We start from the raw sequence: 15,493 nt of genomic DNA on the forward strand, positions 1-15,493 counted from the left end.
CGACGCGTCGGGGAAGAAGGGCTGCCCGGGGATCATGGCCAATCCCCGTCGCTCCGGTGGGTTCCGCGACGCGCCCGCCGTGACCTGACGGGTCCTCGCCGCGCCCTCTTCCGATGATCGCATGGGACCGTCGGTCGTATCGACCTCGGACCCCTGACATGTCCTCACCCGGAACGTCGCCTCGGCGTCGGTGCTATGCCCCCAAAGCGCTCTTCCGCCGCCGCCACGCCGCGACCTTGCGCAGGACGCGCGACAACTCGGCTACCGAATACGGCTTGTGCAGGAGCTCGAAGCCGTAGGTGCCGTTCTTCGCCAGCACGTGGCTGTAGCCGGAGGTCAGCACCACCGGAAGGTCGTGGTACAGCTTCCGGATCTCGTGCCCGAGCTCGATCCCGTCCATGCCGGGCATGACCACGTCGGAGAACACGACGTCGAACCGGCCTCCGTCCTTCGCCAACTCGGCCAGCGCCTCCGCCGCGTTCGCCGCCCAAACCGTCGCGTAACCGAGCTCCGCCAGGGACTGGGTCGCGAACCTCCCGACCTCGACGTTGTCCTCGACCACCAGGACGCGGGTGCCGTGGCCGTCCACGAGCTCCTCTGGCTCGACGTCGATATCGCCCGCGCCGAGGGGCGCCTCGACCCTTGGCAGGTACAGGGTGAAGGTGGTGCCCCGGCCGACCTCGCTCTCGACCGCGACGTCGCCGCCGGACTGCTTGGCAAACCCGAAGACTTGGCTGAGGCCGAGGCCGGTGCCGTGACCGACCCCCTTCGTGGTGAAGAACGGCTCGAAGATGCGCTCGATGTCGGCCTGCGCGATGCCGGCGCCGGTATCGGAGATGGCGATGGCGACATACGGCCCGGGGACGGGACCATGCCCGCGGATGGCCGGGACGCCGGCGGCCTCGGCCATCGCGATCACCAAGTCGCCTTCCCCGCCCATGGCGTCGCGGGCGTTGACGACCATGTTGACGATGGCCGTGTCGAACTGGCTCAGGTCGGCATCGACGAAGCACGCCGCGCCGGCCACCCGGACGTCGACGGCGATTCGCGAGCCCGTGAGCGTGCCGATCATGTCGCCGACCGCGCCGAGGCTGCGTCCGACCTCGAACACCTCCGGTTTCAGGGCCTGCCGGCGGGCGAAGGCGAGCAGTTGCGCCGTCAGCTTGGCGGCCCGGTCGACGGTGTCGGAGATGGCCCCGACGTATCGCAGGCGGCGCTCGTCCGGGAGTTCGGGCCGCTTGAGCAGGTCGGTCGAGGACTTGATCACCGTGAGCAGGTTGTTGAAGTCATGCGCCACGCCCCCGGTGAGCTGGCCGATGGCTTCCATCTTCTGCGCCTGCCGTAGGGCCTCCTCGGCGGTCACGAGGGCTGCGGTTTGGCTCTTCTCGAACGTGATGTCGCGGACCACGCCGTAGATCAGCCCGTCCCGCGGCACCGAGTTCCACGCCAGCCAGCGGTAGCCGCCGTCCTTGTGGCGATAGCGGTTCTCGAACCCCAGCACGCTCTCGCCCCGCGCCAGCCCGGACATCGCCGTCACCGTGGCGTCGCGGTCGTCCGGATGCACCAGGTCGAGGAAGGAGGCCGCCATCATCTCCTCGGGGGACCAGCCGAGCGTCGCGGCCCATGCGGGGTTCAGGCTCACGAAGCGTGCCCCGAAGTCCGCCACGCACAGCATGTCCCGGGAGTGGCGCCAGACTTGGTCCAGCTGCCGCGTCCGCTCCTCGACCCTTCGTTCGAGGTCCTCGTTCGTCTCGCGCAGCATCCGTTCGACCTGCTTGCGGTCGGTGACGTCGAGTACGAACACGTAGAAGCCGTCGACCGTCCCGTCCTCTGCCCGGCGCGGCAGGTAGCGGATGTCGGCGATGCGCGGGCTTCCGTCCCGCCGGGGCCAGTCGAGTTCGAGCCGCGCCGGCTCCCCGGAGAGCACGCGCGTGAATGCGTCCTCCCTCGCCGAGTAATCCATTGCGTCAAGCAGGTCGCGGACATGCAGTCCGACGACGTCCTCCGGCGCCCTAGCGAACCAGTCCTCGTAGGCCCGGTTCGCGAAGCGGTAGACGAGGCCGCGGTCGATGAAGGCGATGAGGAGCGGAAGGCTGTCGGTGATGAGCAGGAGTTCAGCTTCCCGCGCGCGCAGGGCCCGCTCGGTGAGGACGCGCTGCGTGGTCTCGTTGACGACGCAGAACAATCCGACGACGGCCTCGTGCTCGTCGCGGATCGGCGAGTAGGAGAACGACCACCACGTCTCCTCCTCGACGCCGTGCCGGGCCATGGCGAGGGGCAGGTCGTCGAAGCGGCTGGCGGTCCCGGCCAGGGCCAGCTCGATCACGGGCCGGACCTGCTCCCAGACGTCCGACCAGAGTTCCGGCATCGGGGCGCCGAGCGCGCGGGACAGCCGCGGCCCCAGGATCGGCCTGTAGGTGTCGTTGAAGAAGAACGTCAGGTCCGGGCCCCAGGCCAGGAACATGCTCTCGGGCGAGGCGAGGACGAGGTTCAGAGCGACCTTGAGGGCGGCCGGCCAGCCCTCGCTTGGGCCGAGCGGCGTGCGCGACCAGTCGTGGGCGCGGACCAGCGCACCCATCTCGCCACCTTCCTGCGGGAACTCCTTCGGACGCGACACGGACTCAACCGGCATTCTTGGTTACACCCCGCCCGGACCGACGGCCGGACATCAACGGCGAGCCCTGGCCGGCGTTGCGGCACGATGTCAAAGGACATCCTGGAAGTTGCGCAGCGGTGCCTCGACGACACAGCGCACGCCCTCCGGCGGGTAGGTCAGGGCGATCCTGCCGTCGACGGCGCTGACGAGGCCGCGCTCGATCAGTCGCGAGCCGAACCCCTTCCGGGTTGGCGGTGAGACCGGCGGGCCGCCCCGCTCGCACCAGGATATGGACAGGACGGCATCCGCCTCGACGCCGGTCAGAGACCACGCGACATCGACGCGGCCGCCCGGCGTGGAGAGCGCGCCGTACTTGGCGGCGTTGGTCGCGAGTTCGTGCGTCATCAGCGCCAGGGCCAGGGCGGCCCGGCCGCCGATCTCGACCGGCGGGCCCCGATAGGCGACCCGGCCGGTGCCGTCGTCTTGGAGGCCGACGCCCCCCCGGACGACCTGTTCCAAAGCGGCATGCTCCACCGCGCCCCCGAGCAGGAGATCGTGCGCCTTGCCCAGCGTTATCAAGCGGTCGGCGAGGACTTCCTTGGCCGCCTCGACGTCCGTCGCGCCCCGCAGGGTGTTGGCGGCGATGGCCTGCACCATCGCCAGCAGGTTCTTCATGCGATGGCTGAGCTCGTTGTTGAGCAGGTCGCGCTGCTCCTCGGCGCGCCTGCGCGCGTCGATGTCCGACACGGCGGCAACCGCGCCGGTGACGGCCCCGTCCTGCCCGCGCACGGGCACGGCGACGATGTCGATCCAGACTTCGCTGCCGTTGCCGCGCCGGTAGCGCACCTGCAACTCGGCCCGCTCCGCCTCACCCCGGATCACACGGGCGAGGGGGTATTCCTCCGCCTCGACCGGCCGTCCGTCCTCGTGCACCGCGTGCCACTCGCGATAGGCCTCCACGTTCGACGACGGGAGGACCGGGTGACCCAGGATCTCCTCGATCCGGGTGTTGCCACCGACGATGCGCCCGGACGGCGCCTCGGCGAACAGGATGCCGACCGGCACGGTCTCCAGGATCGAGCGCTGGCTGGCCTCGCTCGCCCGCAGCGCGTCCTCGGTGCGCCTGCGGGCGGTGATGTCGTTGAACAGGATCGCAACCTGGTGCGAGCCCGGCTCGCCGAACGGGTAGGCGTAGACCTCGAACCATTGGTTGCCGAGGGCGCTCGCCACGTGCTCGAACCGCTCGGCGACCCCGCCGCGCGCGATGCGGTCGTAGATCTCGAACCAGTGCTCCTCGTGGCCTTCGGCAAGCTCGCGCATCCACTTGCCGAGGACGTCCCTGAGGCCGGACTGGCGCTCGAAGGCCGGGTTCACCTCCATGAAGCGGTAGTCGAGCGGGCGCTCGTCCGGGTCGAGCTTCACCTCGATGACGCAGAAGCCCGCGTCGATGCTGTCGTAGAGGTCGCGGTAGCGGGTTTCGCTCGCGACGAGCGCCTCCTCCGCCTGCCGGCTGGCGGTGATGTCGCGCGAGACGGCCAGCAGCCTGGCGACCGCGCCGTCGCCGTCGCGGATCGGGGTGACCTGCACGTCCCACCACTTGGGCGTGCCCTTCAGCGTGCAGGCCGGGCCGGTGAAGCGACCGACGCCGCCGGCGAGCGCCGCCGCGACGGCCGCCCGGGCATCCGCCTTTCCGGGCTCGTCCCAGAACTCCGTCCAGTCCATCCCGGCGACGCCATCGAAGTCGTCGACCTCCATGACGCTCTGGCCGCCTTGGTTCATGAAGCCGAGGCAGGCGTCGAGGTCGAGCACCTTGATGCAGTCGGCCGAGGAATCAAGCACGCTGCGCAGGAACGCCTCGCTCTCCTGGAGGCGCGCGGCGGCGTCGCGCTGCTCGGTGCGGTCGCGCAGGATCTTGAGGAAGCCGATGGCGGTCCCGGCCTCGTCGCGCAGCGCCATCATCTCGCCGTTGGCCCAGAAGCGGGTGCCGTCCTTGCGGACGTGCCAGCGCTCGTCGATGCCGCGCCCATGCTCCAGCGCGGCTTGCATCTCCTTGGCCGCGATGCCGTTCGCCCGGTCCTCGGGCGTGAAGAACACGTCGGCCGGCCGCTCGACCATCTCTGCCGGCGACCAGCCGAGGATGCGCGTGGCGCCCTCGTTCCAGTCGTCGACGCGCCCGTCGAGCCCCATGACGATGATGGCGTAGTCGATGGCGCTGTTGAACACCGCCCTGTACCGGTCCCGGCCCTTGCGGACGAGACGTTGCGCCTCCGCCTCGCCGGCCTGCGCCAGGCCGGCCGCGACGGTGCCGGCGAACAGGCGGACGAACTCCAGGTCCCCGTCCGTGAAGGCGTCGACCCGGCCCGACTGAAGCTTGAGCACGCCAATGGCCGTCCCGGCGCGCATCACCGGCACGCACAGGGCGGAGCGCATCCCGAGCGGGCCGACCACGTCCCGCTTGACCCGGTCGTCGAGGAGGACGTCCGGGCACGAGACCGGCAGGCCGATGCGCAGGCTATGCCCCGACAGACTCCCGCGCAGGGGCAGGCGCAATCCCTTGTGGGGGACGAGGCTGCCCCGCACGGCGTGGTAGACGAGCTCGTCGCCCTCCCGCATCTCGATGACGCCGCCCTCCGCCTGCGGGACCGCCCGCATCGCGCCGGCGACGAGCGCGTCGAGGCTGGCATCGAGGTCGCCCTTCGCCGCCGAGACGGCATCCTGCGCCTCGGCAAGGGCGTCGTGCCGCAGCAGCGTGGCGCGCTGCTCGGCCAGGGCCGCATCCCGAAACTTGACGGCCCTGCGCAGCTCCATCTGCGCGACCACCTGGCCGGCGAGCTTGCGCAGGGACGAAGCCTGCGACGGGGTCAGCCCTTCGGGCCGCGGCACGTCGTCGATCACGCAAAGGGTGCCGAGGCGCTGGCCGTCCGGCGTCTCAAGGGGCGCGCCGGCGTAGAAGCGCAGGTGGGGCTCGCCCGTGACGAGCGTGTTCTCCCTGGTGCGCGGGTCCTGCGTCAGGTCCGGGATCACGAGCAGGTCGGGCCGCGCCAGCGCGTGGGCGCAGATCGATTGGTCGAGCGGGATCTCGCAGGGCTCGAAGCCCACCCTGGCCTTGAACCATTGCCGCTCGCCGGCGACCAGGCTGACGAGCGCAACCGGCGTGGCGCAGATCTCCGCCGCGAGGTCGACGATGTCGTCGAAACCCTGCTCGGGCGGCGTGTCGAGGATGCCGTAGGTCGCGAGGGCGCCCAGGCGCTCGCGGTCGGAGGCCTCGGCGGGAGGGGCGAGCGCCGCGCTCATCTCGCCACCTCCCGCGAGCCATGGGGGACGGCCCCGGGGGGCCACGGCGGCTCGGCGTCGACCGGCGTCGCATCGACCGCGAGGATCTCGCCGCCCGGCGCGGTGACAGCGCCCATGACGGAGTTGAAATGCTGCCGGACACGGCCATGGCACTCGCAACAGGCGTCCTCGGCGCGACCGCGGTCGAGCAGGTGGATGCGTCCCCGCCCGACCACGATCAGCCCCTGGTCCTGCAACGTCCCGAGGACGCCGGTGATGTAGCTGCGACCGACGCCGAGCATGGTCGCGAGCACGTTCTGGGTGACCGGCAGCGCGTCGGTGCCGAGCCTGTCCTGCAGCGTCAGCAGCCAGCGGACGACCCGCTGCTCGATGGGATGGGCGGCGTTGCAGGCGACCGACTGCAGGATCTGGGCGAGCAGGCAGTCGGCGTAGCGCACGAACAGGTCGTTCAGGGTCGGGGAGGCGCGCTTGGCCTCGCGCAGGCGGTCCGCGTCCATGTACAGGACCGCGCCCTCGATCTGGACGATGCAGCGGGTGAAGGCCGGAAGGTAGCCTTGGCTGACCACGCCGCCGATGGCGCCCTCGTGCCCGACCGTGGCGGTCTCGACGGTGCGGCCGCCGCGCAGCGGCACGATCAGGGTGGCGATTGTGCGGTGGAGCGGGAAAGTGACCTGCGAGACGTCGTCGCCGACCTCGAACAGGACTGTTCCGCGCGCGCACTCGGTCCGCACGAGATGCGGCTCCACGAACGCCCGGTCCCGCGCGTTGAGGGCGTCGAGGAGCAGGTTGCCCTCGAACGGGATGGTGGTGTGCGAAGGCATGGGGCGAGGATTACGGGGATGACCGAGGCGGTCCCCTCCGCATCCCTTGCCACGGCCTGCGTGCGTTCACAACACGACAATAGCCGGATTGAGCACCATGACGGCGATCCTTGCATGCCGGCGCTCACGCGGACCTACTTGCTGTTGCCGCCCTTCTTGCCGAGCTCGGCCTGGGCCGAGGAGGACTTGCGCGGGTTCGCCTTGCCTTCGTGGCTCGCCTTGGCATTGGCCTTCTTGGCCGCCGCGCTGCCGTGACCCTTCTTCTCCGTCATCGTCGCCTCCGGTCGGGATGACCGAACCGGACGTTCCGGGGAGTTTCTGGCCCACTCAAGAGAATTGAGGGCCTTGGGATCTCCGCCCGCCGGGTGTCAGGGTGCGGTGCGGCTAACGGCCTGCGGATGGCCGGGTGGCCGGGTGGCCGAAGGTGTCACCCGTCCATCGGCATGGTAGCTTGTCGGATGGCCGCCAAGTTCTCCCAGCACGTCGCCCTGACGGCGCCGCTCGCCCGCTACGTCGCCGACCAGATCGCCAGGGGCGAGTACGCCACGGCCAGCGAGGTCATCCGGGCCGGGCTGCGCCTGCTGATCGAGCGCGACGAGGATCGCGCCCTTGCCAGGGCCGGACGGGACAGCCGCCCCGTCGGGGCGACCAAACCCGCGCGCGGGCAAGCCTGAACCCAATGCCGAGCTTCGGGACCTACGACGGCGCCTCCGCTCGCCATCTCGTCGAGCGCGAGCGCCATGTGCTCGCCCGGATCGCCCGCGGCGTCCCCCTGAACGAGGTGCTGGAGGAGTTGCTCCTTGCCGTCGAGCAGGGCTCCGGCCAGCACATGATGACCTCCGTGCTGTTCGTGAGCGACGACGGCGGATTCCTGCGCCACGGGGCGGGGCCAAGCCTGCCTGCCGCCTACAACGCCGCCATTGACGGCATCGCCGTCGGCGAAGGGGTCGGCTCGTGTGGGACGGCCATCGCCCGGGCCGAGCCCGTCTACGCGAACGACATCGCCACCGACCCGCTCTGGAAGGATTTTGCCGGGCTCGCCCTTGGGCACGGCCTGCGCGCCTGTTGGTCGACGCCGATCCGGACCGCGGAGGGGTCGGTTCTCGGCACCTTCGCCGTTTACTATGCCGAGCCCCGCGCGCCGACCGAGGGCGACCTCGAAGCCATCGCCTTCGTCACCCAAACCGCCGCGCTGGCCATCGAGCGACACAGGTCGGACGAGGCCCTGCGCCGCAGCCAGGCCGAGCTAACGCGCCTGGCCGAGCGACTGGAGCGGGACGTCGCCACCCGGACCCAGGAGCGCGACCGAGCCTGGCGCGTGTCGCAGGACCTCCTGGCCATCGCCACGGCCGACGGCATCCTGGAGGCCGTCAACGAGGCATGGACGCGCCTGCTGGGCTGGGACAACCACGAACTCGTGGGCACACCCGCCCTGGAACTCGCCCATCCCGACGACGTCGCGCCGACGCAAGCCGCCCTCGGGAGCATTATGAGCCGGCCGCTGACGGTGCCCTACGAGTACCGGCTTCGCCACAAGGACGGAGGCTACCGCTGGTTCTCCTGGACCGGGACCTTCGAGAACGGTCGGCTCTACGGCAGCGGCCGGGACGTGACGGCCCACAAGGAGCGCGAGGCGGTGCTTCGCGACACCCAGGACTTCGCCCGACTGGCGCTGTCGGCCGTCGGCGGGGTCGGCGCCTGGACCTACGAGGTCGCCACCGACCGGTTCCACTACGACGCCAACATCGCCGAGCTATACGCGCTCGATCCGGCGCGGGGGGCGAGCGGCGTCAAGCGGACCGAGTTCCTGGGAAACGTCCACCCCGAGGACAGGGCGAGCCTGCGGGACACCATGGCCCGGGGATTGACGAACCCCGGCGACCTCGAACTCGAATACCGCATCGTGCACCCGAACGGCGCGATCCGATGGGTCCATTCACGTGGTCATACCTACCACGACGCGGACGGCGCGCCGGTCCGGCGCACCGGCATCGGGGTCGACAACACCAGTCAGCGCCAGACCGAGGAAGCCCTGCGGCAGGCCCAGAAGATGGAGGCGGTCGGGCAGTTGACCGGAGGCGTCGCGCACGATTTCAATAACCTGCTCACGGTCATCAAGTCGTCGACCGACCTGCTCAAGCGCCCCAACCTCGCCGAGGACCGGCGCACCCGCTACGTCAACGCGATCTCGGACACGGTCGACCGGGCCGCGAAGCTGACCGGGCAACTCCTGGCCTTCGCCCGGCGTCAGGCCCTAAAACCCGAGGTGTTCGCCGCCTGCGACAGCGTCCGGACCATCGGCGAGATGATGGCCACTCTCACCGGCGCACGCGTCGAGATCGAGACTGACCTGCCAGCGGAAACCTGCTTCGTCGACGCCGATCCGAGCCAGTTCGACACAGCGCTCGTGAACATGGCCGTGAATGCCCGCGACGCGATGGACGGCGTGGGCCGGCTCAAGATCAGCGTGCGCCCGGTCGAGGGGATGCTAGGGCGAGCGCGACAGGGCGCGGTGAAGGGTGCGTTCGTGGCGGTCTCGGTCACGGATACCGGTTGCGGCATCCCAGCGGACCGGATCGACCAGATCTTCGAGCCCTTCTTCACCACCAAGGGCGTGGGCCAGGGCACCGGCCTCGGCCTCTCCCAGGTGTTCGGCTTCGCCAAGCAGTCGGGCGGCGAGGTCACGGTCTCAAGCACAGTCGGCGCCGGCACGACCTTCACGCTCTACCTGCCGCAGGTCCGAGGGGACACAGCCGCGAAGGCGAAGCCGCCCGAGCCTGAGCCCCTCGCCGACGGGCACGGCACCTGCGTGCTGGTCGTCGAGGACAACATCGACGTCGGGACCTTCGCCACCCAGACCCTGACCGAGCTCGGCTACCGGACGGTCTGGGCCGGGAACGCCAAGGAGGCGCTGGCCGAGTTGGACAGGGATCCCGACCGGTTCGACGTCGTCTTCTCGGACGTGGTGATGCCGGGCATGAACGGCATCGACCTGGCGCACGAGATCCGCCGTCGGCACCATGACCTGCCCGTCCTGCTGGCCTCCGGCTACAGCCACGTGCTCGCGAAGAACGGCACCTACGGCTTCGAGCTCCTGCACAAGCCGTACTCGGTCGAGGACCTGTCGCGGCTGCTGCGCAAGGTCGCCACCTGGCAACGCCGCAGGCGCATCCTCGCGGGCTAGCCCTTCGGATGGGTGGCAGCCGCGGGTCGAGATGGGTTTACATGGCGTCGTCCCGGTCCGCTTTGGCGGCAGGTCCTGGAATGGCCCCGGACAAACGGGCGGGCGCTACTGCCTAGCTGCGGTGGAATGCGGCCGCATCATGCCGCCAATAGCGTCCAGGGGGACGTCGATCACGCACCGCAGGCCCGCGGGGGCGAAGTCCATCTCCACGCGCCCATCGAGCTCGCGCTCGACGCTGACCCCGATCAGCCGCGTGCCGAAGCCCTTCCTGTCGGGACGCCCGGTCACGGGACCGCCGGTCTCGACCCAGTCGAGGTGGAGGCGGACCACGCCGCTCTCGCCGACCACCACCCGCCACGCGATGCACACCCGTCCCTCCGCAACGGACAGCGCCCCGTACTTCGCGGCGTTGGTCACGAGCTCGTGCAGGGTCATGCCGAAGGACAGCGTGTGACGGGCCGGCAGGTCCACGTCCGGCCCTTCGACGTGGAAGCGGTCCGGCCCGTCGCGGTAGGGACCGATCTCGCCGTCGAGGACCTCGCGCAGGGGCGCGCCCGACCAGTCGTCCCTGGTGAGCAGGTCGTGCGTCTTCGACAGGGCGAGGATGCGCGCCTCCAGCCGCTCGCCCGACGCCTCGCCGCCGCGGGTCGACTGGCGGGCCAGCGCCTGCACGGTGGCGAGCGTGTTCTTCACCCGGTGGTTCAGCTCGTGCAGCATCGTGACCTGCCGGTCCTGCATCTCGCGTCCCCGGGCGATCTCGTCGCGGAGCTCGCCCTCGCGCCGCTGCAGGGTGCCGGCCATCGCGTCGAGCTTGCGCCCCAGCCGGCCGAACTCGTCGCCGCGGGTCATCCCGATCCGTGCGGTGAGGTCGCCCGTCTGCCAGGCATCGGCGGCGCGCAGCAGGCGGTCGAACGGGCGACGGATGAAGAAACGGCCGGCCAGCAGGGCGGCCGCCAGCGCCAGCGCCGCCCCGAGGCCGATCAGCATCACTCCTCGGCGCGCGGCCGCATCGACGTCGGCGAAGGCCACGTCCCGGTCGCGCCCGACGGTGACCCATGCCGCGGCGGCCGGGCCCGTGGGTTGGACGTTCGCAAGCACGCGCTCCCGGCCGTCGAAGCCGGCGGCGACCCTAACACCCTCGCCACGGGCAAGGACGATGCGCATGCGCTCCCCGGGGACGGTCGTGCCGACCAACTCTTCGTCGTCGGGGTAGCGCACGATGACGGTGTGGTCCGCGTCCGCGATGGTGAGCGAGGTGCTGGGGTGCCGCAGGTCGCGCCGGAGGCGGCGGTCGAGCCAGGCGAGGTCCAAGGCCGCCGCGAGGACGGCGACCGTCCGGCCATCGGCATCGCGCAGGGGCCGCGCGAAGTGCAGGACGTCCTTCCCCGAGACCGTCCCCCGGACGTGCGAGCCCATGACGAACGCATCTTCGGCCAGGACGCGCCGGTGGTAGAGGCGGTCTGCCACGCCGTAGGAGCCAGGAGCCGAACCGAGGCTGTTGCAGACGACCGCCCCGTCGGGCCGGCTCAGTGAGAAGATGGCGAGTTGCGGGTTATCGCGGGCGACGTCGCGCAGGTAGGCGGTGCAGCCGACCGGGTCCATCGCGCGCACCGCTGGGTCCCGCGCCACGAAGTCGAGGGCCTGCCGGGCGACCTCGGCCACCTGGGAGAGGTCGTCGGCGACCGCCCGCGCGGTGGCGAGGGTGTCGGCGCGGACCGCCTCGTCACGGGACGAGCGCAGGGCGTACTCGTTGTAGCCCTGGATCGCGAACGCCGGGGCGAGGGCGAGCATCACGAGCAGCAGGATGCGGGTGGTCAGGGACATCGTGACGGGCTCGGGCGCCGGCGGGGCCGGCGCGCCGCGGGAGGGTGTCTGAAGCCACCCCGGGACATGGAAAGGGGAAAATCGTCGATAGATCGATAACGAGCGTCGATGAAGCCGCCATGGGTCTATGCGACGACAGCGGACATGGGGGCGGGAAGCTCGACCGACAGCATGCCCCATCGTAAGGGTGGCCCGACGAGGCCCGACCGGTTGCACCGGCGAGATGGGTGCGCTCCCTCCCCCTGTACGAACGGGTCTTCCGTGCCAAAGCCGCAGCGACGGTGATGCTTTCGAGCCGTACGACGACCGCTGACGGAGCCTTGGGCCAAGGCCCGGTTGACCGCTTGGGTCGCGTCTCTATTCCTGATTGGGGTGGGAGGTCTGCAAAGGGTGGTTTTGAGCCGTTCCGCTTTCGAGCGTTAGATCAAGGGAAGCGGACTTCCCTGTTCCACTCGCTTCCGATCCTTTGCGCCATCACCTCCACGGTGCGGTCGGAGCGTTTGGCTCACGCGGCGAAGCTACGGATTGCTGAGATCACCTTACCCTCGCGGAAGGGCTTGTCGCAGAACACGCCCCGCGCCGGGATGGCGTCGAGGTCCGGCGCCAGGGCACCCGTCAGGACCAGCTCGATGGGCGGCCACCGGTCCCGGATCATCGCCACCAGCTTCAGCCCGGTGGTCGAGCCGCGCACGTCGAGATCGGCGAACACCACCCGGATGTCCGTACGCTCCTCCAGGGTGCGGACCGCCGCCTGGGCGGTGCGTACCACGACCGCGTCGCACCCCGCCTCCTCGACGAAGTCCCGCATGATCCCTGCCAGGATCGGCTCGTCCTGGAGCACGAGCACGACCGCTCGCACCCCGTCGCCGTTCGCCTCGGTCGTCGTCATGAGCGCTGCACCTCGACCATCGGTGCACGCATCACCGCGATTACCCCGTCCGTGTCGTATGTAACGTCGACCTCGCCCGTTCCGACGAGGCCCGTGCGGATTAGGCGCGAACCGAAGCCCCGTCGGGTCGGCGCCGTCACGGGGGGGCCACCGTGCTCGCGCCACCGCAGCACCAACCCCGGCTCCCCCGTCGCGCCGTCGATCCACCACCGTACCTCGACCTGGCCTTCCTCGCCGGACAGGCTGCCGTACTTGGCCGCGTTGGTCGCCAGCTCATGAAGCAGCAACGACGCCGACAGCGCGGCACTGGGGCCGAGCGCCACGTCAGGGCCATCGAGCGTGAAGCGGCGGGCCTCGGCCGCGGTGCCGAGCACCTCCCGGCACACGGTCCGAAGGTCCGCCGCCGTCCAGTCCTTGCGGAGCAACAGGTCGTGGGCCGAGGCCAGAGCCTGGATGCGCTTCTGAAACGCCTCCACCGGCTCGCGCTCCGGGACGGAACGCAGCGTCTGGTGCGCGATGCTCACGACCATCGCCATCGTGTTCTTGAGGCGGTGGGAGAGTTCGTGGTTCAACAGGTCCTGCCGCTCCTCGGCACGCCGACGCTCGACGGCTTGGCGGGTCAGCTCGGCGATCTGGCGGACGAAGGACACCTCCGGTTCGGTCCAGGACCGTGGCTGGCCGTCATTCACGAAAAGCACTGCCACCGTCCGGCCCTTCTCGACGATGGGTATGTTGACGAGCGTGCGGGCGGAGACCGCTTCCAAGGTCGCGGCAGAGGCGGAGGTGCGCGGATCCTCGCGTACGTCCGGGATGACGACCGTCCGCCCCTGCCGGAGGTCCTCGGCGTAAAGGCCGTAATCGTCCATGCGGTAGTGGCCGGCCAGCGTCGGGAAACCCGTCGCGGTCCAGTCCTCCTCCACGACGAAGCTCTCGCCATCCGAGCCAACGGTGCCGTAGCCCACCCGGCCAACGCCGAGCACGCGACCGAGTATGGCGGCGGCCGCCATCGCTATCGCGTCGGTGTCGATGCCGGCCCGCAGCCTTTCCCCGAGCTCTAGGAGGCCGCTGCGCCGGGTGTCGGCCTCGACCCGCTCGGTCACCTCCAGGAAGATCACGCCGAAGCGCTCGCCCCCGAGCGGGAAGGCCCGGCCCTCGTACCACCGCGCCAGGGTGCCGACCTGCCGGACGAACGTCACCGGCTCTCCGGTCTCGACCACGTCGGCGAACTCGTCGACCCAGGCGTCCTCGATGCCCGGGAAGACCTCGCGGATCGTGCGTCCCACGACGCTATCCGTTGCGATGCCGACGAGCCGGCCCCAGGCGGAGTTGACGTCGACGTAGCGCCAATCCGTGATGCGACCGGTTTGATCGCGCACGACCTCGCCGACGATGAACCCCTCGCTCAAACGCTCGAACAGGCCGCGCCAGTGGGCCTCGCTCGCCGCAAGACGCTCCTCGAACGACCTCCGCTCGCTGATGTCGCGCGACACGGACAGGATACGCTCAGGCCGCCCGTCAGGGCCGAAGATCGGCGTCACCTGGACGTCCCACCATTTGGCGTTGCCGAGGAAGGTGTCCGCGCCCCCCTGGAAGTGGCCGATCCCTCCGTCCCGGGCCGTGGCCAAGGCCGCCAGCGCATCGGCGTTCCCCTGGCCCTGCCAGAAGCTCGGCCATGGGCAACCCTTGATGTGATTGAAGTCGCTGACTTCCATCACCTGCATGCCGCCCTCGCTCATGAAGGTCAGGCCGCCGTCGAGATCGAGCACCTTGATGCAGTCGGCGGACGATGCCAGGACGCTGCGCATGAACTCGGCGTCGGCCTGTTCCTTGGTGGCAAGGTTGCGCTCCTGCGTGCGGTCGCTGAACGCCTTGACGAAACCCCGGTGTGTCCCGTCGAGCCCCCGCAGCGAGGTCATGTCGCCGACCGCATAGAACCGGCCGCCGTCCTTGCGCAGATGCCAGCGCATGTCCTCGGCATGGCCATCGCGGAAGACGCCGTCCATCTCCTTGCGCATCTGACCGGTCGTTCGATCCTCCGGCGTGAAGATCCGCTCGATGGGCTGCCCGCGCATCTCTTCGGCCGACCAGCCCAGGATGCGCGTGGCCCCGACGTTCCAGTCGGTCACCGTGCCGGCGGTGTCGGTGACGATGATCGCCATCTCGCTGGCGCTGTCGAAGATGGCGCGTTGGCGCGCCTCGCTCTCGGCGATGCGCTCTCGGTTGCGGTGCGCCTCGGTGACGTCGATCTGGCTGCCGAAGCGATAGCGCAGCCGTCCCTCGCCGTCGAAGACAGGGCCGACGAACAGGGCGTTGACGAAGGGCGTGCCGTCGCGACGGTGGTTGGTGATCTCGACGGTAAGGTCGCGGTTTTCCCGGAGGGCGGTGCGGATGGCGTCGACGCGGTCGGGCTCAGTGTCGGGCCCCTGGAGAAAGCGGCAGTTTCGCCCGACGACCTCGTCGATTCCGTAGCCCGTAAGGTCGAGGAAAGCCCGGTTGGTGAAGACGATCGGGTCGTCGTCCTGGTTGGGATCCGTCAGGATCATCGGCAGGCCGGTCTTGTCGACGGCGGAGAACAACACGTCGGTGTCGGTCGATGCTGGGCGTGGGTGCGGGTAGGATGGGCTCGGGCCGTGGTCCGGTCGGTCGGCCAACTTCGCCCTCAGGCGGCGGACCTCTGCCTCAAGCTCCTCGCGCGAGAGGTATCGCAAATCGTTATCCATAGAGAAGTTCGCCTGCACCCCGGCAATCGGCATCGTCCATGGGCGAGGCTGATAGCGAAGCACCGACGCCTCGTCACTGCGGCGTTCCGGTCAACGTCTTGGTGGAATTCGCCATTCAAGATTGTCCGGCGAAAGCGCAGGAGGGGATCCGCCACCCTGTCGGCC

9 protein-coding genes are annotated in these 15,493 nt (G+C 70.1%); 2 read left to right on the forward strand and 7 right to left on the reverse strand.

Translation table 11 applies throughout. The features are described 5' to 3' along the window. Positions 1-193 precede the first annotated feature (193 nt). From BLQ49_RS07860 to BLQ49_RS29590, 4 genes are all read right to left on the reverse strand, one after another. Positions 194-2,617, reverse strand: a complete 2,424-nt coding sequence (locus tag BLQ49_RS07860; protein ID WP_244507501.1) for a PAS domain-containing protein — start codon at positions 2,615-2,617, stop codon at positions 194-196. Between the two features lie 87 nt (positions 2,618-2,704). Continuing rightward, positions 2,705-5,890, reverse strand: coding sequence for a PAS domain S-box protein (locus BLQ49_RS07865; RefSeq protein ID WP_091714766.1), 3,186 nt, complete (start codon positions 5,888-5,890; stop codon positions 2,705-2,707). Next, on the reverse strand, positions 5,887-6,711 hold the full coding sequence (locus tag BLQ49_RS07870) for a Crp/Fnr family transcriptional regulator (RefSeq protein ID WP_091714769.1): 825 nt from the start codon (positions 6,709-6,711) through the stop codon (positions 5,887-5,889). Before BLQ49_RS07870 ends, BLQ49_RS07865 begins: the two co-directional genes overlap by 4 nt. Positions 6,712-6,845: 134 nt before the next feature. Further along, on the reverse strand, positions 6,846-6,983 hold the full coding sequence (locus BLQ49_RS29590; protein ID WP_167627656.1) for a hypothetical protein: 138 nt from the start codon (positions 6,981-6,983) through the stop codon (positions 6,846-6,848). A 186-nt stretch (positions 6,984-7,169) separates the two neighbouring features. On the opposite strand from BLQ49_RS29590, the gene BLQ49_RS07875 reads away from it, so the two are divergent. Continuing rightward, positions 7,170-7,385 (forward strand): type II toxin-antitoxin system ParD family antitoxin, encoded by a 216-nt coding sequence (locus BLQ49_RS07875; RefSeq protein ID WP_091714770.1) that lies wholly within the window; start codon positions 7,170-7,172, stop codon positions 7,383-7,385. A gap of 5 nt (positions 7,386-7,390) precedes the next feature. Further along, complete coding sequence (locus BLQ49_RS29595) at positions 7,391-9,895, forward strand: PAS domain-containing protein (RefSeq protein WP_167627657.1); 2,505 nt, start codon at positions 7,391-7,393, stop codon at positions 9,893-9,895. 105 nt (positions 9,896-10,000) lie between these two features. Here the strand turns inward: BLQ49_RS29595 and BLQ49_RS07890 are convergent, their stop codons facing one another. From BLQ49_RS07890 to BLQ49_RS07900, 3 genes are all read right to left on the reverse strand, one after another. Further along, positions 10,001-11,719 carry a sensor histidine kinase gene (locus BLQ49_RS07890; RefSeq protein ID WP_091714772.1) on the reverse strand — a complete coding sequence of 573 codons (1,719 nt, stop codon included), beginning with the start codon at positions 11,717-11,719 and terminating at the stop codon, positions 10,001-10,003. 505 nt (positions 11,720-12,224) lie between these two features. Then, positions 12,225-12,608, reverse strand: a complete 384-nt coding sequence (locus tag BLQ49_RS07895) for a response regulator (protein ID WP_091714773.1) — start codon at positions 12,606-12,608, stop codon at positions 12,225-12,227. Continuing rightward, entirely contained in the window at positions 12,605-15,328 is a 2,724-nt protein-coding gene (locus tag BLQ49_RS07900; RefSeq protein WP_167627658.1) for a PAS domain S-box protein, read from the reverse strand. Before BLQ49_RS07900 ends, BLQ49_RS07895 begins: the two co-directional genes overlap by 4 nt. Positions 15,329-15,493: the final 165 nt, after the last annotated feature.

Source organism: Methylobacterium phyllostachyos (assembly GCF_900103445.1).
Classification (GTDB): Bacteria; Pseudomonadota; Alphaproteobacteria; order Rhizobiales; family Beijerinckiaceae; genus Methylobacterium; species Methylobacterium phyllostachyos.